Here is a 19,892-nt window from a genome sequence, read left to right on the forward strand (position 1 = left end):
CAGCCGGATCCCACCCCCTGCCGGCCCCCGAAACGCACACGAACCCCAGGCTCTGAGCGCCGGAGGTCCGCGATGGGGTACAGTGAGCGAGCGTTCGGACACCGACAAATTCGGCGTCTTACGCGGGTGTAGTTTAATGGTAGAACATCAGCTTCCCAAGCTGAGAGCGCGAGTTCGATTCTCGTCACCCGCTCTTCTTGAAGCCCCAGGCCACTGGCCTGGGGCTTGTGTTTTTGCGAGGGGATGTTCAGCCGGATCGGCCTGGAGGGTCACGAGGATTGGGCACGCGGAGGGCGCGAGTTCTCGATGGCCATGGCAGGCTCACCGGAACTGGCATCGAACGTAGCCTCTGACCTGCGGTTTCGATATGCCAATCGCATCGGCCGCACCTGTGAGCCCTCAGCCTGCGCTTCCCTCGGTACTGCTGAAGCGCGTCTTGGTGCGTCGGGGAGCGGTGATTACCGAAGTCCCCTGCAGCAGCCGGGACTTCGCCGGTGAATGGCCGCATCGGAGTGGCACGTCGTCGGGCAGGACCCGGATGCCTCGCGGCGGGCCAATGGTCGTACGGCGCGGACATCGCGATGGTCGAAGGGGAGGGAACGCGGCGGTGTCGTGGTCGGCGGCGCGATGTTCACTATGGCGGCGAGGTCCAGGACGAGCACGCCGGCAGGGGGGTCTGCCCCTGCCCAAGCGCAGCCGAGACGTTGGGGAAGGGTTTGGATCGGCTGAGTGGTGCAGACCCGCGTCGTAGGCCAGGGTCGGAGACATGGGCCTTGGCGTTCGGTCCGGTGGTCGGCCACCGAGGGCCATCTGGCCTTCCGCCATGGGAAAGCCATGGCCGACACGGCTATCGCGCAGCGCGGACCGCGACGGCCGGTGCGATCCGTACCGGCAGTGACAGGCCCGGCCGGAGTGGCCGTACCGCGTTGCCTCGGAGGCGCTGTCGTGTCGGCCGTGCGCCGGGTACTCGGCGAGGGACCATCGGGGCACCGACATCTCTGCGGCCCGGCGGCCTGGGGTCCCGGGCCGCGGTGCGGTTTGTGCGGCAAGGACGGCGGCGCGGTCGAGGGCTTGAGGTCCGGCGGAGAGCACGAGAGGCGACTGTCGGCGGTGGCGCCAGGTCTGTGGCAGCAGGTGGTGGAGCAACTGGGCACGGCCGTTGCCGTGATCGACCCGGCTGGGCGGATCGTCGCGGTCAACCCGGCCGCCGAGCGGCTGCTGGGCCGCCCGGCAGCGGTGGTGAACGGGCAGGACCTGCATGACCTGTGCCGTCGGGACCCGGGAGGCGCCCCGCTGCCCGAGCACGGTCGGATCCAGCTGGCGGCCCGGTACCAGCCCGCTCCGGCCGGCTCGCAGGTCGGCGGCGACTGGTACGACGCGTTCACGCTGAGGGACGCCACGCTCGCCCTGGTCATCGGCGACGTGGTCGGCCGCGATCTGACCGCCGCGGTCGGCATGGCGCAGTTGCACGGCATCCTGCGCTCCCTCGCCTGGGACCATACCGGGCCGACCGGGTGCGATCGTGGACCGCCTCGATGACGCCATGCACGCCATCACGACCGTGCCGATGGCCACCCTCGTCCTCGCCCGGGTGGAGGGCCCGGACACCGGCCCCTGGACACTGCGTTGGACCAGTGCCGGGCACCCGCCGCCCCTGCTGCTGACCCCCGACGGGAACGCGCAGTACCTCGAAGCCGGGCAGGGACTGATCCTCGGAACCAACCTGGGCGGCAGCAGCCGTCGGCCGAGCGCCGTCCACGCCCTGCCGCCGGGGTCCACGCTCCTGCTCTACACCGACGGCCTGACCGAGTCCCCCGGCAGCGACTTGGACACCGGGCTCGGCCGACTGCGCCGCCACGCCCTCACGCTCGCCCACGAGCCGCTGGACACCGTGTGTGATCAGCTGGCGGCCCGGATGCCGCCCGGCAGCACCGACGACATCGCCCTTCTCGCCCTGCGCCTGCCCTGACCGGGGCCGAGGCGTGATCCATGACGGGGTGGCTGCTCAAGTCCCCGGAGCCAGTACCAGAACGCGGAAGGGGCCGGGCGGTACGGCCGGCGGCATGACCGGGAGGGTGTCGTCTCCTGCGGTCCGCCAGCCCCAGGACCGCATGGTTTCGACCGTCCTGGCATCCCGGGCGTCCACCAGCGTGACGCCGAGCGCGGCACCGTGGTCGGCGAGCAGTCGCCGCTGCAGGCGCCGGGCGAGGTTCCAGACCTGGTCCCTGTACTCCCGGCGCACGCGAGGCGGCACCACGATTCCGGAGACGACGAAGAGCCCCCCGGAGGCGCCGCGGCGAAGCAGGCTCCCTCCCAGGTGTCCGCAGGCCCCGGCCCACCACGGACCTGCGTCGGCCGGGCGGAAGCCGTAGGCGTATCCGGCCAGGACCGTGGTCTCCGCGATCAGCAGCGAGAACCCCGGGCGTCGTGCGTCAGCCGCGAGACGCCGTAGGAAAGCCGCCCGCGCCTGGTTCCATGCCCACGCGTCGCCACCGGAGGTCTCCGCGTACAGGTCACCCAGCTCCTGGAGACGGTCTGCGACCTGACCACGGGTCAGTGGACGGACGCGTTCCGCCACCTCGGGCGAGGAGCGGCGCTCCGCCTTCGCCGAGTCCGGCAGGAGCGTGCGCGGCCTGCCCCGCGCGGGTTGGAGCGCGGGGAGGGCCAAGATCGTCGGGAGGAACGCGTGCGCGGACATGAGCAACCCTGCCCCGGGCACGACCGAAGGCCGCCCCGGCGTCATCGATCGCCGAGAACGGCATCGATGTCGAAGGCGGTGCACGGCATGCCCTCGGTCTCTCCCACCGTACTCCCGGCCGGACGCGCCCCGGCGGCCCGGCGGTCGCCGGGGGTGGGCAACCCGTGGAGGGGCGGACTGCTGCGCGGCCGTGGCACGCACGGGCGGTCTTCCCCGGCATACCCTTCAGAAAGGGGGGCGTCCGGAAACTCGGATGGGCCCGCGCGGAAACGCGCCGCGGCAGCCTCCGCACCGTCTCCCGGCGGGTCGGACAGCGACGCGCTCCGGTCCTGCCTGTCGCCCGCCAGGAGGTCCGCATGAACTACGAGCCCGTGCCCTCCGAGAGCCACGCCGAGGTACGCATCGTCGCCTCGACCCCGGAGGTCGCCCGGCGTGTGGCCGAGGTACTCCGTCGCTGCTTCGCCTCGACCGAGCAGCGCAGCTACCCCGCCGGACGTGGAGGAGGGACCAGGCTCCATCTCACCCTCGACACCGCCCGCACCGCGGAACCCGCACGGTCGTGGCTCGCGACCAGTGAGTCGACGGGGCAGGCGCCGGCACACACCGATGAGGTGTGACCCGGGTCCGTGAGTCCAGGAGGGTCGTCCCGGCCGTCCCCACACGGCTGCCCACACCTCGGAGCAACACCTCGGAGCAACACCTCGGAGAACGACAGACATGACGAAACTCCGCGAACGCAAGAACAACCGGAAGGCGGTCCTGCGATCCCTGTACGGGGCCGTGGAACACAACCAACCCGAGGTCAGCGGATCGACGCTCCGCGCCGAGCTGGGCCTGCCCGACGAGGACCTCTCCGCCGCCTGCGTCTACCTGGCCGACGAGGGCCTGATCAACGTGGACTGGACCTCGCACCGGACCCCGGCCGCCGTCTCGCTGACACACGAGGGCATTCGCCTGATGGAGGAACGGGAGGAGGAGCGAGAGGAGCGAGAGACACAGGAGCAGGAAGATCGGCCCCGTCCGCAGCTCCACGAGCAGGAGTAGCCTGACCGCACCGAGAGCTTTTCGCGCAGCGCGGTCGGCGGTGCCGTTCCCGGCGAGTGACGCAACAGGCGGCCGTTCTCCTGGCGCCTGGGACGGGACCGCACGATGGGAACCAGCAGAACGCCGGGCGCAGGCGCGTCCGCGGCCGACGCGCACACGTATCGCATGCCCATGCCCCGCCTGACCCTCACCCGGGATGTCAGCCACGGCCCGCTGGACGGGGCATGGTGGCCGCGCTGCGACGCCCTGGAACTCGAACTGCCCTCGCTCGTCGGCGCATTGGAACCGGACCCGGACGCCGAGGTACGGGTCGCCGTCGACCCCGACGAATGGCCCGGCGCCCCGCACGCGGTCATGGCGCCCGGCCGGGCGATCCCCGTGGAGGCGACTGGTCCCGGAGGCGAGGCGCACGTCATCACCCTGGACTGCGGCACCGTGGGACGCTGGGTGCTTCTGGTGGTCCCGCCCGAGGAGCCCGCCGGAACGGCCGCCCGGCTGCTGGCCGCGGTCGACGACCCCGAGAACCGGCTGACCGCCACGCGGATGCTGGCCCTCGTCCGCACCGGTCGTCTCGGAGGCGCGGCAGGGGAGAAGGAATGAGGTTCGCGGCCCCGGTGGAAGCCGTTGCGGCATGCCGTCCCGTCCTGATCCCCCTCACCGCGCGATCCGTCGGCCGGTCGGAGCGAGGCGTCTGCGCTCTTCGAAGGGCGCCGTATCGTCCGCGTGCACGGTGACCTGGACGCGCAGACCGTGGCACCGCCGGGTCGGGCTCTGTCCGAGGCCCGCGCGGTCCCGGTCCGGTCGGCCGCTGATCATCGTGGACCTGAGCAGCTGACCTTCGCCGACTGCAGCATCCTGCCGCCGCTGTGCGAGGCGTGGTCCGACTGCCGCGTCCGGGACGGCCGGCTGCGCATCGTCCACGACAACCGCACGACCGACCTGGTCTTCCGCTGCACCGGGCTGCTGGGCCGCCTTCCCGCCCAGTGAACGGACAGGACGCCTGGGAGGAGGGCCGAACGGCCGACGGGACGGCGTGCCGTGACCTGCCCGGGGTCTTCCTCGACGGGCGGTGACGTGCGGTGGCGAGCCCTGCCGTACGCGGAGGGGACATCGGGGTGTGGCAAGGAAGGAAAACTGTCACGGCGAGGCCACCTGTCCGTACCTGCCGGAGTTAGGGTTGTCGGACGAGGCAGACGGTGCTGAGTCCATCGGGGCACGGGGTGCCACGCACGCCTGGGTCCCCCCGTACCTCTCCCGAAACGAAGGTGCCATGCCCGCCGAGAACGCCCCCGTCCCTACTGCCGGCAACCTCGACGACGACGACTATCCCGCTTACACCATGGGGCGGGCCGCCGATGTCCTCGGCGCCACCCCCGCCTTCCTCAGGGCCGTCGGTGAAGCCGGACTTGTCACTCCTCTGCGTTCGGAAGGCGGTCACCGCCGGTACTCCCGCCGCCAGTTGCGCGTCGCCGCCCGCGCCCGGGAGCTGGTCGGTCAGGGCACCCCCATCGAGGCCGCGTGCCGCATCATCTCTCTCGAGGACCAGCTCGAAGACGCTCTCCGTATGAACCGGGAAATGCGACGGAGGCTGGACGAAGGGGCGTGAATACCTGGTCCCGCCGATACAGAAATACGGCCGTCGACGGGATGAGGGTTACCGGGCGAATAACAAAATGCCCTGGTCGCTTCCTTCCGACCTGTGTTAGCGTTATACGAGTTGCGGTTTTGGTTGCCAGAGATTTCATCTTTGCAGAGCTTTCCGGATCTTTTCGGAGGGGTGATCATCGCGGCGACTCGGCTCCGTAAAGTGCGGAGTCCGGTACTGCCCCCCAAGGGAGATTCAATATGGCATCTGGCACCGTGAAGTGGTTCAACGCGGAAAAGGGCTTCGGCTTCATCGAGCAGGAAGACGGCGGCGCTGACGTGTTCGCCCACTACTCGAACATCATCAGCAACGGCGGTTTCCGCGAGCTTCAGGAAGGCCAGAAGGTCAGCTTCGACGTCACGCAGGGCCAGCGGGGCCTGCAGGCCGAGAACATCGTCGCCGCCTGACGCCGACGCGAACGTCGTGAGCCACGGGCTCGCGTGACGTGGCAGGGGCCCGCACTCTTGGGGTGCGGGCCCCCGGCCGTTGCGTTACCAGATTTTCCGGACCTCCCAGATCTCGCGGAGCTCCCGCATTATCGACAGCCCTGCCTTCGATATCCAGAGGCCCGGCTTTTGGCTTTTTTCTTCGGCTCGTTCTTGTGATTCCCCGTACGGCTGCCCGCCGTTGGACGGAATTCCTTGATATGCCGTATCGAGGAAGGTTCCCCCTTGAACCGCACCCGTCGCACCAACGGCACCTCCGGTCGCTCCCGCATGAACGGGAGTGCCCTGCACTCGACAGGCTCCACGCGCGGCAGTCGATTCCGTAAGCAGGAGACGGGCCACCAGGGTCCTCGTCCGGGCACCGGGCGCAAAAGCCGTCAGGGAGCGAACTCCACCGCGCGCCGACAGGAGTTCGCACTGCCCGTCACCCTGACCGAGCCGCTGCCCGCGGTCGAGGCGTTCGCCGAACTGGACATGCCCGTACGGCTGCTGGCCGCGCTCCGCGCCGAGGGCGTGACCGTGCCCTTCCCGATCCAGGCGGCCACCCTTCCGAACGCACTCGCGGGCCGGGACGTCCTGGGCCGGGGTCGTACGGGATCAGGAAAGACGCTCGCCTTCGGCCTGCCGGTACTGGCCCGCCTCGACGGGCAGCGCGCCCAGCCCCGGCAGCCGCTCGCCCTGGTCCTCGTCCCCACCCGGGAACTGGCCCAGCAGGTCACCGACGCACTCGCGCCCTACGCCCGCGCCCTGGGCCTGCGACTCGCCACCGTGGTGGGCGGCATGCCGATCGGCCGCCAGGCGAGCGCCCTGCGGGGCGCGGCCGAGGTCGTCGTCGCGACGCCCGGCCGCCTCAAGGACCTCATCGAACGGGGAGACTGCCGGCTGGACCGGGTCGCCGTCACCGTCCTCGACGAGGCCGACCAGATGGCCGACATGGGCTTCATGCCGCAGGTGACCACACTGCTCGACCAAGTCCCCTCCGGCGGGCAGCGGTTGCTGTTCTCGGCCACCCTGGACGGTGACATCGACCTCCTGGTGCGCCGCTACCTCCACGACCCCGTGGTGCACTCGGTCGACCCGCCGGCGGGCAGCGTCACCACCATGGAGCACCACCTGCTGCACGTGCGCGACGCCGACAAGGACACCACCGCGACCGAGATCGCCGCCCGCGACGGACGAGTGATCATGTTCCTGGACACCAAGCACGCGGTCGACCGGCTGACCGAGCACCTGCTGTCCGTGGGCGTACGCGCCTCGGCCCTGCACGGTGGCAAGTCCCAGCCGCAGCGCAACCGGACGCTCGCCCGGTTCAAGGACGGCCACGTCACGGTGCTGGTGGCCACCAACGTCGCGGCCCGCGGAATCCACGTCGACCGCCTCGACATGGTCGTGAACGTCGACCCTCCCGGCGACCACAAGGACTACCTGCACCGCGGCGGCCGTACCGCCCGCGCAGGCGAGTCCGGCACCGTCGTCACCCTCGTCCTGCCGCACCAGCGCCGAGCGGTGGACCGGCTGATGGCCGACGCCGGCATCACCCCGCGCACCGCCCGGATCCGCCCCGGCACGGCCGAACTGCATGCCGTCACCGGCGCCCGGACCCCGTCCGGCGTGCCCGTCAGCATCCCCGCACCGGTCGCCGGACAACGCGAGGGCAAGGGATCCGCCGGCCGTGACCGCCGGGGCCGGGCCGCCGGACGGGGCGGGAACGGCCGGGCCGCAGCCCGAGCGCGGCGCTCCACCGCCGGGCCCACCACATAGCCCAGGCACCGGGAACGCACCCCCGCTCCCAGCGGTCACGCCGAGACGTCGCCCTCCTGCCCGCCCCCGACGAAGAGGAGAAGCCCTTGAAGCCGATTCCGCCCACGACGCCGATCACGGCCCGAGCACACCGGTCCGGTCAGGCCCATCGGACCGGTCTGACCGCCCGCGACGCCATGCTGCACGCTCCCGGGCCGCAGGTCGACGACCACATGGCGGTCGACGTGGCCCTGTCCGTGCTCATCGGAGCTCGTGTTCCGCACCTCCTCCTCCAGGACGAGGACGGGCGTTGCGCGGGACTGGTCACTCGGGCCCAGCTCGCCGCACACCGTGGCGGCTCGTGGTTCAGCGACCGGACCCGGCTGCGGGACATCCCGCTCGACCGCGGACCGTTCACCGCGTCGGCGGCCGCACTCGGCGAGGCGGAAGCCGCCATGCGGGTACGGACGCTGGACGTTTCCCCCGTGGTCGACGAGCACGGCTACGCCCTGGGCGTCCTCGCTCTCACACCCTGACCGCCGTCCGGTCGCCGTTGCGCGTCCGGCCTCTCCAGAGCCGTTCCCCGACGTTCTCACCCATCCCTGTGGAGGCGTTCATGCGCTGTGTCATCGCCCGCTTTCCCTTCGACCTGACCAAGAGCGGGGTCGAGCAGTCGATGAGCGGCATCACTCCCCAACCCGTCACGGGTGTTTCCGTGACCATCGACGGCCAGATCTACCCCGTGATGCAGGTCGGGGAAGTGATCACCAGGCAGAACCGCCGGGACTTCACGCCACAGGAGATGCGCCGGGCGCTGACCCGGCTCGGCCTCACCTGCCACGAAGCGCGCCCGGTTGCCCCGCGCCGGGAGACGCGAGACGACGAGGACGCGTTCGGCTGGTGACGGTTTCGGGAGCTACGGCGATTCAAGTGCCGCTTACGGGTTTGAAGGCCGAGGATCTGGCACTCGGTCTGTGAGCGGGCCGGACACATGAACCCGCTCTTGTGGAAGCTGCCGGTTCGGCAAGAAGCCGTGAGCTGCACGAGACCGGTACGGCTCCCTTCGCCCGGTTGCCGCCGCGAGGCGACCGGCGACAACCGGTGTGGCCCGGCCGAGCCGTACCCACAGCGCCCGACATGTGCGAGCGCAACCGTTCATGGGGTTGCGCACTGCCAGAACCGCCGACCGCACTCCGGGAAGGGCCGCGTACGCCTCGCACCACTCCCATCGACTGCTCCGTGCCCACGGCGTGCCCATAAGAGCGGACTCCCACGGTCAACAGCGGTGTGAACGGGACCTCGCAACAGCGTCAGCAGGATAAGTCCACGCAGGTCAGAGGAGATGCGGTCAGCCAAGCGCGTCGCGTCCCAAGCTGAGAGCGCGAGTTCGATTCTCGTCACCCGCTCCAGAATCAAACCCCAGGTCAGCGACGTGGGGTTTGCTTTTGGCTAGTCCGATTCGAGCGTGGATACCCTCTGTGTGCCCCGAGCCCAGACGCAACAGCCACCCAAGAGGCTCTCGAGCGCCACTCCAGGCCACTTGCGCCTCATTCCCGAGGAGCCGGGGCGTCGTCAGTGAGGGGTGCTCGCCGTCGTCGTGGGCCGGGCCGTCAGAACACGCCTTTGTACACCTGCCAACCCGAGGCGATCTTCGTGCGGGGCCCGAACGAGCCCGAGCCGTTCCCGGTGTTGCGCCACAGGTTGCCCGAGGTGTCGCGGGAGACGATGTCCGCTTTGCCGTCGCCGGTGATGTCGCCCACGCCCACGACGGCGTTGTACGACGAGCCCCAGCCGGAGGCCACTTTCACGCGGGACTTGAAGCCGCCGGAGCCGTTGCCGTCGTAGCGCCAGAGGGTGTTGGAACGGTCCTGGGCCAGGAGGTCACCGCGGCCGTCGCCGTTGAAGTCGCCGACGCCCACGATCTTCTTGTAGCCCGACCAGTTCCCCGCGATCTTGATCCGCGCCGACAGCTTCCCCGTGCTCGTGCCCTTGTACAGGAACAGTTCTCCCGTGGACGTCTTGCGGGCGATCAGGTCGGGGCGGCCGTCGCCCGTGATGTCGCCGGGCGAGGTCAGCAGGTTGTACTGGTTCCAGCCGGTGCCCAGCGAGGTGTGCGGGGTACTCGTGAGGAACGCCTGACCGCGCATGGTCCGGTACACCCGCAGCTCGCCACTGCTGAACCGGACGAGGATGTCGTTGCGCCGGTCGCCGTCCAGGTCGCCGAACGGGACCAGCGTCACGGAGGAGGGCCAGCCCGAGGCGGACATGGCCTTGTCGAAGCCGCCCGACCGGTTGCCCGGGCGGTAGCTGACGACGCCGGAGGAGCCGAGGGTCAGGGCGTCGCCGATACCGTCGGGCGCCCAGCCGGCGTTGTTGGTGAAGTCGTGGCGTACGGCTGCTCCGTCGGACACGTCCACCGTCTGGGTCACCGTCAGCGCCGGCCCTGAACCGTCGGCGGGCGCGGCCGTGAGCTTGAAGGTGTACATGCCGTTGGGGACGAGTCCGCCCGCGGTGTTCCGCATGTTCCACCGTGCGGTCAGTGTGCCGTCCACCTCCCCGCCGGTGAGCGTGCGGACCACGGCGCCGGTGGCCTTGCTGGTGAGCGTGGCCGTCCAGGAGGCGGCGGGCTTGGAGAGCAGTCCGCGCCACTGCCACCACGGGCTGTCGGCCGAGCTGCTCTCCGACGCGTTGTCGGTCGCCTCGGACTCGACGGCGGAGAGTCGCTGGGTGGCGCCCCCGCTGGGTACCAGGTGGATCCGCTGGTCCGCGTCGACGTAGGCCGCAGGTCCGCCGAACTTGTCCACGGTCCAGGTCACCCCGCGCAGGCTGGAGCTGCCCGCCGCGAGGTCGCCGATCTTGCGGGTGGTCGCGGTGCCGTCGGCGAAGGAGGTGAGGAGGAGCGCGCCGGCCGAGGTGTCGTGCCGGACGAGGTAGCCGTCGCCGAGCACTGCTTGGCCGGACGGGACGGAAATGTTCTTCTTCGCCGTGCGGTCCCAGACGCCGGCCGTCGCGGTCGGGCCGCAGGACCAGTAGATCCAGCGGCCGACCGCCTGCAGCTCCTTGGGGGTGCACGGGGCGCCGGTGCTGACGGTGTCGGTGACCTTGCCGGTCTTGAGATCCTTGGCGGTGACGACACCGGTGCCGGAACCCGGTGTCCACAGGCTGGTTCCCCAGACGGAGGCGGCCGTGACGGAGCGGGTGACGACGGGCCGCAGGTCGGAGTAGACGCCCAGGTCACCGACGTACTGCTTGGCGGGGGAGGAACCGTTGACGATCGCGTAGCGACCGGTGATGTCCAGGACGGCCCCGGAGGCCGAGGGCAGGTAGAAGCCCGCCTGGCCGTCGAGGGACTGGACGGACGAGCCGGGGCCGTTGGGGTCGGGTTCGGCCGTGAACGTCACCACCTTTCCGTCACCGGTGGCGTACGGGCCCGTCCCGCGGTTGTCCCAGGTCTGCCAGGTCGGCGCGCCCGGCGATCCGTCGGAGGCGATCCGCCGGGTGAAGTAGGCGCCCAGGAACGAGCTGTCGGCCTCGTCGGTGGCCAGCAGACCGTTCTGCAACGACAGCCGGCTGATCTTCGCGGCCGCCGGCGGTACGGCGGTCAGCTCCGTCAGCGTCGGGGTGCCCGTCCCCGTGTCGGTGACCCTGCGTACCGCCCAGTGCCCGGCGTCGGTGCCGCCCACGGCCAGCAAAGTGCCGTCCGGTGCCGTGACGAGAGAAGTGTTCGCGTGCCGGAGCAGGGTGACGGGGTCACCGCCCGTGAGGGGTACGGCCATCAGCCGCTCGCCGGACCTGTCGGCCAGATCGTACGGGTCCGTCGGTACGGAACGGGCCACCACCAGCCAGCGCCCGGCGATGCCCGCGTACGGGGTGCCTTCCGTGCCGGGCAGCGTCACGGTGGTCTCGGTGGCGGAGAGGTCGGTGCGGTCCAGGACGTGTGCCACCGGGCTGCCGGACTGGTACCAGACCAGTCGGTCCGCGCTCAGCGCGACAGCCGTGGGAGCGACGGACACGGTCACATCGCCGGTGACTCTCGCGGCGGCCAGGTTCACCAGGGCCAGGTGCCGCTCGCCGTTTCCCAGCGCATAGCTGACGACGGCGGTGCCGCTGTCACCGCCCAGCACAGTGAAGTTGGCCGTGATTCCGGTCGGCCATCCGGCAACGAGGGTGCCGTTGGCGGGCGCGCCGTCGCCGTAGAGCCACAGCGCGCGGTTGCCGTCGGCGTCCCGGGCCTGGGTCAGCACATGGGCGCCGAAGGTGGCCTCGTACGAGCCGTGGGTGATGGCGATGTCCGTGGTGGTGCCGACGGACAGGTCCCTGAGGACGACCTTCTGCGTGGGCGAGACGACATCGGCCACGACGTCGGACGACGACCCCAGGTATGCGGGGAGTTCGAGTCGGGCCAGGTCGCCCAGCTCGGTCGTCGTACCGGTGTCGTACGACGTCCACAGGTAGCCCGGACGACCCTCCTGGGCATGCAGATAGCCACTGGGGCCGGCGCTGTGGATCCGGTCCCTGCGCGGTAGGTAGCGGTCCGCCTGGAAGACCTTCTCCGCCGTGAGGGCGGTGCCCCCGACACCGTTGTCCGCATCAGCCGTGACGGCGAACGGGCCGGGACCGGCGGTTACGGTGAGAACCGCCAATGCGGCGACGACGCCACGGGCGGTGGTACGACGGGCCATCGTCGCCTCCTGGGCCTTTCTGCGGAAAAGGCATGACGGGACGGCGGCGGCCGATCAGGCGCGCGCATACAGCTACAGCGCTGCGAAAATGCCCAGCCCCCCAGCTGCCCCCCATGCAAAGCGGCACGAGAATAACAGCAAGCCCAGACACCTCAGGGGTACCCGGGGCGAGAGAGCAGGAAGTGGGCCACACGTCAGCTAGTGGGGTGTGTCAGGTCCCGGCCTGCGTGCCGAGGTCGGTGAGGAGGGCGCGGATGCGGTGCTCGATCCCTTGATCCGCGAAGGCCGCGCCACCGCGCCACCGGCGCGGCGGATGGGATGCTCGGCGTGCGGCAATGGCCCGGCAGCGTCACCGCATACGCTGACCGACTGCTGGTCATGACCGGCGCTTCTTCCGCTTGTACTCTCCAGCCGAGATCGGCCGCCTGATCACCGCACCAGCGCCCACAAGCGTTCCCGCTCCATGACCGAGACTCACGCCCGCGTCCGCGAACTCAACCTCTGTCGCCGGTACTTCGACCTCGTCGCCGCCGGCACAAAGACCACCGAGGTGCGCGTGATGTACCCGCACCTCGCCGGCCTCGCCGCAGGCGGCACCATCCGGTTCCGTGTCAAGGGCACAGACGAGACCTGCGAGGTCGGAATCGTCCGGGTCACCGAGTACGTCGACTTCGCGGCCCTGCTCGACGGTGAGGGGACGGCCGACGTCGACCCGACCGCCACCCGCGACCAGCAACTGGCCGACATCCGCGCCATCTCCCCACCTGAGAAGGAGGCCCTCGGTGCCCTCGCCATCGAGATCGCTCTGCTCTGGCCCGCGACCGGTTGTCCGGCGACACCAGCACCATCGGGGGCGTCAGGGACAGAAGCCGAAGGCGCCGTCCGTGGTGCCGTGCGGGCGCCTGCCGTCCAGGGCGGTGACCACGGCGACCGGGGAGGCGGTGGCGGCCATGGCGTCGCGGAATGCAGGCCGGGCGGAGGTGTCGGACATCGGGGTGGCAGTCATGACGCCGACGACAGGTGCGGTCACCTGTGGGCGGCGCGGTTCATCTCGACGACGTCCTCCAGGGTGGGATCGGCACCGAGGGCGGCGAAGCGCTCCGCCATGCTCTCCCGGACGGCCGCGTCCTTGACTCGGTCGGCCGCGGCCAGGGCTGCCGGCAACTCGTCCAGGGTCAGCTCGGTGCAGTAGGCCGGGCCCATCGGCTGCTGACGCCAGGAGTCGGCCAGTGCTCCCGCGTCGTAGGGGTCGAATCCGGTGTCGTCCACCAGACGCATGGCCACCCGCTTCGCTTCCTCGGCATCGCCGGCCACCGGGATGGCGATCCGGCCCGGAGTGCCCGCCGGGACACCCTTCGTTCGCTGGGTTTCGGCCAGGGCCGCGTTCCATGCCTTGATCACGGGGCGTCCGAGGAGTTCGGAGGTGTACACGCTCTCGATGGCGCCGGCTTCCACCGCCTCGACCCGTCCGCTGAGGTGCGGGTAGTAGTTGGAGGTGTCGATGACCACCGTCCCAGCGGGGACGGAGGCGAACAGATCGGCCAGCTGTCCCGCCGCCCCGAAGGGGATGGCCAGAATGACGGCGTCCCTGTCCTTGACGGCGTCGTCGAGAGCCACGGCGCGGGCGCCGGTCTCCAGTACGCCGGGTGCGACGGCCTCGGGCCCGCGGGCGTCGGCCACCTGGACGTCGTGACCGGCTGCGCCGAACTTGCGCGCGAGGTTGCCACCGATTGCTCCGGCGCCGATAACGGAGATTTTCATGATTTGTCCTTCTGAGAGACGTACCACCCCAGGGCGGCACGAAGTGAGCACTGTGGAACTGTGGACGGTGGAATGGAGGCGCGCGGGACCGCCCGAAGTCCAGAGGCCCTGGATGCTCCGGTGATCGCCCAGCAGGGGCTTACGCCTCGGTGTTCCGTTCGCGGTAACCGGCGGCGATGAGCGCGCGAACGCGGTCCAGCGACTCCTCCTCCGCGGCGCCGGCACCCTTGAGCCAGGCGACGGAGATGGCCGCGAGGAACAGGTCGTACCCCTTCACCGACTCGCGCACGTATCCCGTTCGCTGAGCGGCCCGCACGTATTCCTCGGTGACGGTGATGACGGTGTCGCAGGGGAGTGTGAGCGGGTTGTCCGGATCCTGCGCCCTGGCCGCTGCCATGAGCGGTTCCGGCAGTCCGCTGAACGCGCTGAAGTACTCCTCCAGCGCGCGCAGCCACTGCTCCAGCGCCTTGTCGGCGTCGCCGAGGCGCGCGATCTCTTCCTGTCGCGCCACCAGTTCTTCGGAGCGCGTCTGCAGCACGGCCGCGAGCAGCGCCTCCCTGGTGGGGAAGTGCCGGTACAAGGTGCCGGGCCCGACGCCCGCGTCCTTGGCCACCGCCTCCAGGGACGTACCGACCCCGTACGTCAGGAAGTGCCGCTGCGCCGCTTCCAGCAGGGCGACACGGTTGCGCTGGACATCCGCACGGGGCCTGCGCCCCTGCTGTGCACTGGCACCCATGCGTCCTCCCGACTCACGCGATCCTGCGATTCCGATAAAACGGAGGCTGCCTCCGAACTGGTCCCACAGTAAAACGGAGGCAGCATCCGGTCAACCCGGGCGTACCACGGGCAGGACGATCCGGGACCTCAGGTCAGTGACCGCGCGGGTCAGGCCACCGCGTTCAGCAGGTCGGCCAGCACGTCGGGCCGTTCCAGGGCGATGAAGTGGCCTGCCTTGGGGACCTGTGTGAAGTCGGCGGCCGGAAGCAGTTGCTTGTTGGCTTCCCGGTCCGACGGGCGGGACCAGTCCTTTTCGCCGTAGACGAGGTGGATGGGCGCCTCGATCTCGGGGTAGTGCGCGCGGGCCGCGATGAGGCTGGGCAGGGCCTGGTACACGGCTCGGGCGACGGTCGGGTAGCCGGGGCGGCTGCCCACCCGGAGGAGTTCGTCCACGTAGTCCTCGCGCAATGCGCTCTTGTCGCCGAGGCCGCCCTGAAGGATCCTGCGGAGGGCGGACTTGGGTTCCACCCCGGCGATCACCGGGCCCACCACCGGGGCGAGGGCACCGCCGACCACCACGCGGGCGAGGAGGCCGGACCGGGCGATTCCGTCGCGGAAGTCGTAGGCGTTGACCGCGACGACGCGTCGTACCCGCTCCGGTAGCTCGGCCGCGGCGGTCAGGGCGAGCACCGCACCCATGGACTCACCGACCAACGTCACGTCGTGCAGGTCGAGTTCGGTCAGCAGCCGCTCGACGCCCGCACGCATCGCGGGCTCGTCGTACGACGCCCCGGGCACGATCTCGGAGTAGCCCATCCCCGGCAGGTCGAGGGCGTACACGGTGTACCGCTGCGCGATCAGCGGGATGAGGAGGCGGAAGTGCTCGGCCTGGGTGCGCACGGTGTGCAGCAGGACGAGGGGGGCGCCGGTGCCGGCCTTGAGGTAGCGCAGGGTTCCCTCACGGCCGTCGAGGCCTGCACGCGGGGCGATGGTGTGGCTGGTGGTCCCCGGAATGTGAATGGTGGGACGTGACTCCTGGCTGGGCATCTCGCCGGCTCCTTGGTGTGAGGGAGTAACCAAACGGTCATGACCCTCTCCGGAGAATGGGAAACCGATCGGTTTCCATCAAGGTAAACCGATCGGTTTTGCAGCGCAAGTCCGGCCGGCTCCGGCTGTGCGGGGGAGTTCCGCGCCCGTGGATCCCTGTGGCGGCGAGTTCCCCACCCGTCTGTCCGGCCGGGCCGATGTCGGCGTGGTCAAGCCCAGTTGGAGCGGGTGCCCTTCGTGCTCTCGATGTACACGGTGATGCGGCCGCCTCGGAGGACTTGAGTACCCGCTTGGGCCTGGGTGCCGTGTCCGCGGTCACCACGCCGCCGAGTGGCGCGGCGGCCCCGGGTCGGAACCGACCCGTTCACTTGCACCGAGGAAACCGATCTGTTTTCCTAAGTGGAAACAGATCGGTTTCCGGCCCATGGTCGGCCCATGACCAGCGATTAAGGGGAAAAGTGAGTACCACCCTCGACCGCGGGGCGCCCGCCTCCGGGAAAACAGACTCGGGCCGCCGCGGCTCACATGCCGTGCGCTGGTGGGTGCTGGTCGTGCTGGGCACGGCGCAGCTCATGGTCACGCTCGACGCGACCGTCGTGAACATCGCGCTGCCCGAAGCGCAGCACGCCCTCGGTTTCAGTGACGGCAGCCGGCAGTGGGTCATCACGGGGTACGCCCTGGCGTTCGGCAGCCTGCTGCTGCTCGGGGGCCGCCTCGGAGACCTGTTCGGCCGGCGTACGACCTTCGTGACCGGCCTGGTCGGTTTCGCGGCCGCATCCGTCGTCGGCGGCGCGGCCACCAGCTTCCACATACTCGTCGCGGCACGCGTGGCCCAGGGCCTCTTCGCCGCACTGCTCGCGCCCGCGGCGCTCTCGCTGCTCAGCGTGACCTTCACCGACCCGGCCGAGAGGCCGAAGGCGTTCGGCATCTTCAGTGCGTTGTCCGGTGCGGGCGCCGCGGTCGGACTCCTGCTCGGCGGCATGCTCACCGAATGGGCGTCCTGGCGCTGGGTGATGTACGTGAACGTCGTTTTCGCGAGCGTCGCCTTGGCCGGTGCGCTGCTGTTGCTGGCCAAGCCCGTGGTCACCGAGCGACCCAGGATCGACATTCCTGGCACCGTCGTGGTGAGCGCCGCCCTGTTCGGCATCGTCTACGGTTTCGCGCACGTCGAATCCACCAGCTGGACCGACCCGGTCGCCCTCGGCTCCATGATCAGCGGCGTGGTGCTGCTCGCGGTGTTCGCCTGGCTGGAGTCCAGGGCCGCGCATCCACTGCTGCCGCTGCGACTCGTGCTGGACCGGACCCGTGGCGGTTCGTTCCTGACCGTGTTCGTCCTGGGCATGGGGATGTTCTCGATCTTCCTGTTCCTGACCTACTACCTGGAGGCCAGCATCGGCTACTCGCCGATCGAGGCCGGCCTGTCCTTCCTGCCGATGGTCGGCGGTATCGTCGCCTCGTCGACCACGGTGCCGTCCCTGCTGCTGCCCAGGGTCGGCCCGAAGATCGTGATCACCGCAGGCTTCCTGGTCTCCGCGTCCGGCATGGCCCTGCTGACGCAGCTCACGCTGAACAGCGCCTACGTCGCCGACATCATGCCGGGCATGATCCTGCTGGGCCTCGGCATCGGTGCGGTGATGACCACCGCGTTCCAGGGCGCGACCGCGGGCGTGCACCACGAGGACGCGGGCGTCGCCTCGGCACTGATCAACACCAGCCAGCAGGTGGGCGGCTCGATCAGCACGGCACTGCTGACCACCGTCGCCTCATCGGCCGCGACCGACTACCTGTCCTCGCACAAGCCCAGCGCACTGACCATGGCCCAGGCCGGGGTCGAGAGCTACACGGCCACCCTGGCGTGGGGCGCCGGGATCTTCGTGGCCGGCGCGGTGCTCATGGCGTTCCTGATGCCGAATCGGGCCCTGGCGCCGTCGGAGGGCGAACCAGTGATCGCCCACTGAGCCTGAACCCGGCGTGGCGGGAGACGCCGGGCGCACCGAGCGCGGCCCAGAAGGGCAAGGCGCCGCCCGGCTTCTGTCGCTTCCTCCCGGCACCCACCCGTAAACCGATCGGTTTCCATTAGGTCGGAATCGAGTTAACCTCGCAATATGACCACCGAAGCAATGCCAGGCTCCCGAGAGCGCCTGCTGGAGGCAGCGGCCACACTCACCTACCGAGACGGCGTCAATATCGGCGTCGATGCGCTGTGCAAGGCGGCGGGGGTGTCCAAGCGCTCCATGTACAAGCTGTTCGAGAGCAAAGGCGACCTGCTGGCGGCAAGCCTGGAGGAACGCGCCTCCGCCTATATGGCGGCACTCCTCCCCGAGGCTGACGACAACCGTCCACCCCGCGAGCGGATCCTGCACGTCTTCGAACGGGCGGAGGCGCAGGCGGGTACACCCGACTTCCAGGGCTGCCGGTACCTCGTCGTACAGATCGAGCTCAAGGACCCGAGCCACCCCGCGAGCCAGGTGGCCCATCGGGTCAAGGACAACCTGACGGCCTTCTTCCGCGCCGAGGCCGAACAGGGCGGGGCGAGCGACCCGGACCTGCTGGCCCGTCAGCTGATCCTGGTCTTCGACGGCGCCAGTGCCCGTGCGGGAATCAAAGCCGAGACGCGCGGCGGGCTCGTCGCACCCACCGTGACCGCCCTGCTCGATGCGGCGGACATGCGCTGACGCCTCGCGTGACACCCGACCTCCGGCGACCGGCCAACCCCCATGGCGCCCCCGCCCTGTTCCGGTTGAGGGGAGTCCGGCGACCGCGGGGGTCTCGGTCTGATCGCCTGGTGATTGAACGCCGACGTCTGGGAGGGGCTCGATCGCCGGCCCGAAGGAGGTGCTCACCGTGCGGGGTTGCGCACAGAAACCGATCGGTTTACGGTGGTGAAACCGATCGGTTTCTCGCTGTGCGGGAGAGCCGGTGCCCCGAATCCCGAGGAGTACGGATGACTGCCGCACGCAACGCCGAGGGGCAACCGACGGCCCAGCCCCCCAGGCTTCCGGCGAAGCTCGCTGCCCACCCCTCCGTACAGGCCGTACTCGACCGGCGCAGGACCAGTGATGCGGTCAGCCCGCCGGCGGTGATAGACGCGACCTGGCTGCGTGAAATGTGTCTGGCCGCCGGTGCGGACGATGCGGCCGCGGTCAGTCTGGATCACCCCGACCTGGCCGGCGAGCGCGAGTACGCGCGGTCCGCGCTGCCCGGCACCCGCACCCTCATCTCGATGGCGGTCCGGATGAACCGCGACAACTGCCGCTCCCCCGCCCGCAGCGTGGCCAACCAGGAGTTCCACCAGACCGACGAACAGGCCAACCATGCCGCCCGCAGTGTCACCCGGGCACTCCAGGACGCCGGTTACCGCGCGCTCAATCCCTCTGTCGGCTTCCCCCAGGAGATGGACCGTTTCCCCAAGGAGCGGATCTGGGTGGTGGCGCACAAGACGGTCGCGGTGGCCGCCGGGCTCGGCGTGATGGGCCTGCACCGCAACGTCATCCACCCGAAGTTCGGCAGCTTCGTCCTGCTGGTCACCGTCCTGGTGGACGCCGAGGTGAGCGAGTACGGGCAGGCGCTGGACTACAACCCGTGCATCGACTGCAAGTTGTGCGTCGCCGCCTGCCCGGTCGGCGCCATCGCCAAGGACGGCGCCTTCGACGCGCTGGCCTGCACCACGCACAACTACCGCGAGTTCATGAGCGGGTTCACCGACTGGGCGCAGACCGTGGCCGACAGCGAGGACGCCGCCGACTACCGCTCCCGGGTCAGCGATTCCGAGAGCGCATCGATGTGGCAGAGCCTGTCCTCGCCTCCCGGCTACAAGTCCGGCTACTGCCTCGCCGTCTGCCCCGCCGGCGAGGACGTTCTGGGCCCCTACCTGGACGACCGCAAGACGTTCATGGACACCGTGCTGCGGCCGCTCCAGGAGAAGAAGGAAACCCTGTACGTCCTGCCGGGCTCCCACGCGCAGGAGTACGCCCGGCGCCGCTTCCCCCACAAGCCCGCCAAGGAGGTCACCGGCGGCTGGCACCCCCCTGCGAGGCGTTCAGCCTCCACCGACCGGGAGCCGCGTACGTCATGAGCTGCAGTCCCCTTTTACGACCGCAGGGGACCGCACC

General features: G+C 70.1%; 19 protein-coding genes, 1 tRNA gene and 2 pseudogenes. 16 read left to right on the forward strand and 6 right to left on the reverse strand.

Translation table 11 applies throughout. The annotated features are described in order from the left end of the window. Positions 1–122: 122 nt before the first annotated feature. The 3 genes and pseudogenes from ACIRR9_RS04680 to ACIRR9_RS04690 all read left to right on the forward strand — a co-directional run. A tRNA-Gly gene (locus ACIRR9_RS04680) sits at positions 123–193 on the forward strand. A gap of 641 nt (positions 194–834) precedes the next feature. Continuing rightward, positions 835–1,539, forward strand: a complete 705-nt coding sequence (locus ACIRR9_RS04685) for a PAS domain-containing protein (RefSeq protein ID WP_403747517.1) — start codon at positions 835–837, stop codon at positions 1,537–1,539. Then, positions 1,453–1,969, forward strand: a pseudogene (locus ACIRR9_RS04690) (PP2C family protein-serine/threonine phosphatase); the annotation flags it as partial. The gene ACIRR9_RS04685 and the pseudogene ACIRR9_RS04690, both read left to right, overlap by 87 nt. A gap of 36 nt (positions 1,970–2,005) precedes the next feature. Here the strand turns inward: ACIRR9_RS04690 and ACIRR9_RS04695 are convergent. Continuing rightward, positions 2,006–2,698 (reverse strand): hypothetical protein, encoded by a 693-nt coding sequence (locus ACIRR9_RS04695; protein WP_403747519.1) that lies wholly within the window; start codon positions 2,696–2,698, stop codon positions 2,006–2,008. Between the two features lie 356 nt (positions 2,699–3,054). Here ACIRR9_RS04695 and ACIRR9_RS04700 point away from each other — a divergent pair, with 356 nt between their 5' ends. From ACIRR9_RS04700 to ACIRR9_RS04740, 9 genes are all read left to right on the forward strand, one after another. Beyond that, positions 3,055–3,315, forward strand: a complete 261-nt coding sequence (locus tag ACIRR9_RS04700; protein ID WP_403747520.1) for a hypothetical protein — start codon at positions 3,055–3,057, stop codon at positions 3,313–3,315. Positions 3,316–3,415: 100 nt separating this feature from the next. Then, entirely contained in the window at positions 3,416–3,742 is a 327-nt protein-coding gene (locus ACIRR9_RS04705) for a hypothetical protein (RefSeq protein ID WP_403747523.1), read from the forward strand. 171 nt (positions 3,743–3,913) lie between these two features. Then, on the forward strand, positions 3,914–4,342 hold the full coding sequence (locus ACIRR9_RS04710) for a DUF5994 family protein (protein WP_403747526.1): 429 nt from the start codon (positions 3,914–3,916) through the stop codon (positions 4,340–4,342). Positions 4,343–4,465: 123 nt separating this feature from the next. Continuing rightward, positions 4,466–4,729: a hypothetical protein gene (locus tag ACIRR9_RS04715; protein ID WP_403747527.1), complete on the forward strand. Its 264-nt coding sequence runs from the start codon at positions 4,466–4,468 to the stop codon at positions 4,727–4,729. A 283-nt stretch (positions 4,730–5,012) separates the two neighbouring features. Next, on the forward strand, positions 5,013–5,348 hold the full coding sequence (locus tag ACIRR9_RS04720) for a MerR family transcriptional regulator (RefSeq protein ID WP_403747530.1): 336 nt from the start codon (positions 5,013–5,015) through the stop codon (positions 5,346–5,348). A 239-nt stretch (positions 5,349–5,587) separates the two neighbouring features. Beyond that, complete coding sequence (locus tag ACIRR9_RS04725) at positions 5,588–5,794, forward strand: cold-shock protein (RefSeq protein ID WP_403747531.1); 207 nt, start codon at positions 5,588–5,590, stop codon at positions 5,792–5,794. A gap of 264 nt (positions 5,795–6,058) precedes the next feature. Continuing rightward, positions 6,059–7,594: a DEAD/DEAH box helicase gene (locus tag ACIRR9_RS04730; RefSeq protein WP_403747533.1), complete on the forward strand. Its 1,536-nt coding sequence runs from the start codon at positions 6,059–6,061 to the stop codon at positions 7,592–7,594. Between the two features lie 176 nt (positions 7,595–7,770). Beyond that, on the forward strand, positions 7,771–8,109 hold the full coding sequence (locus tag ACIRR9_RS04735; protein WP_403748163.1) for a hypothetical protein: 339 nt from the start codon (positions 7,771–7,773) through the stop codon (positions 8,107–8,109). Positions 8,110–8,189: 80 nt separating this feature from the next. Further along, a complete protein-coding gene (locus tag ACIRR9_RS04740) occupies positions 8,190–8,477 on the forward strand; it encodes an SCO5918 family protein (RefSeq protein WP_403747534.1) in 288 nt (95 codons plus the stop codon). A gap of 706 nt (positions 8,478–9,183) precedes the next feature. Here the strand turns inward: ACIRR9_RS04740 and ACIRR9_RS04745 are convergent. Continuing rightward, a complete protein-coding gene (locus ACIRR9_RS04745; RefSeq protein ID WP_403747536.1) occupies positions 9,184–12,255 on the reverse strand; it encodes an FG-GAP-like repeat-containing protein in 3,072 nt (1,023 codons plus the stop codon). A gap of 463 nt (positions 12,256–12,718) precedes the next feature. On the opposite strand from ACIRR9_RS04745, the pseudogene ACIRR9_RS04750 reads away from it, so the two are divergent. Continuing rightward, a pseudogene (locus ACIRR9_RS04750) lies at positions 12,719–13,057 on the forward strand (ASCH domain-containing protein); the annotation flags it as partial. A 54-nt stretch (positions 13,058–13,111) separates the two neighbouring features. Here ACIRR9_RS04750 and ACIRR9_RS04755 read toward each other — a convergent pair. From ACIRR9_RS04755 to ACIRR9_RS04770, 4 genes are all read right to left on the reverse strand, one after another. Further along, positions 13,112–13,261, reverse strand: coding sequence for a hypothetical protein (locus tag ACIRR9_RS04755; protein ID WP_403748194.1), 150 nt, complete (start codon positions 13,259–13,261; stop codon positions 13,112–13,114). A 20-nt stretch (positions 13,262–13,281) separates the two neighbouring features. After that, positions 13,282–14,016, reverse strand: coding sequence for an NADPH-dependent F420 reductase (locus ACIRR9_RS04760; RefSeq protein WP_403747537.1), 735 nt, complete (start codon positions 14,014–14,016; stop codon positions 13,282–13,284). Positions 14,017–14,155: 139 nt separating this feature from the next. Then, complete coding sequence (locus tag ACIRR9_RS04765) at positions 14,156–14,752, reverse strand: TetR/AcrR family transcriptional regulator (protein WP_403747539.1); 597 nt, start codon at positions 14,750–14,752, stop codon at positions 14,156–14,158. A 149-nt stretch (positions 14,753–14,901) separates the two neighbouring features. After that, the gene (locus ACIRR9_RS04770; protein ID WP_403747541.1) at positions 14,902–15,780 is read right to left on the reverse strand and encodes an alpha/beta fold hydrolase; all 879 of its coding nucleotides are present in this window, start codon (positions 15,778–15,780) and stop codon (positions 14,902–14,904) included. 458 nt (positions 15,781–16,238) lie between these two features. On the opposite strand from ACIRR9_RS04770, the gene ACIRR9_RS04775 reads away from it, so the two are divergent. From ACIRR9_RS04775 to ACIRR9_RS04785, 3 genes are all read left to right on the forward strand, one after another. Beyond that, positions 16,239–17,738, forward strand: a complete 1,500-nt coding sequence (locus tag ACIRR9_RS04775) for an MFS transporter (RefSeq protein ID WP_403747544.1) — start codon at positions 16,239–16,241, stop codon at positions 17,736–17,738. 147 nt (positions 17,739–17,885) lie between these two features. Further along, a complete protein-coding gene (locus tag ACIRR9_RS04780; protein WP_403747545.1) occupies positions 17,886–18,455 on the forward strand; it encodes a TetR/AcrR family transcriptional regulator in 570 nt (189 codons plus the stop codon). 269 nt (positions 18,456–18,724) lie between these two features. Then, positions 18,725–19,855 carry a 4Fe-4S binding protein gene (locus ACIRR9_RS04785; protein ID WP_403747547.1) on the forward strand — a complete coding sequence of 377 codons (1,131 nt, stop codon included), beginning with the start codon at positions 18,725–18,727 and terminating at the stop codon, positions 19,853–19,855. The last annotated feature ends 37 nt before the right edge of the window (positions 19,856–19,892 follow it).

This window comes from Streptomyces sp. NPDC101234 (assembly GCF_044767525.1).
Taxonomy (GTDB): Bacteria; Actinomycetota; Actinomycetes; order Streptomycetales; family Streptomycetaceae; genus Streptomyces; species Streptomyces sasae.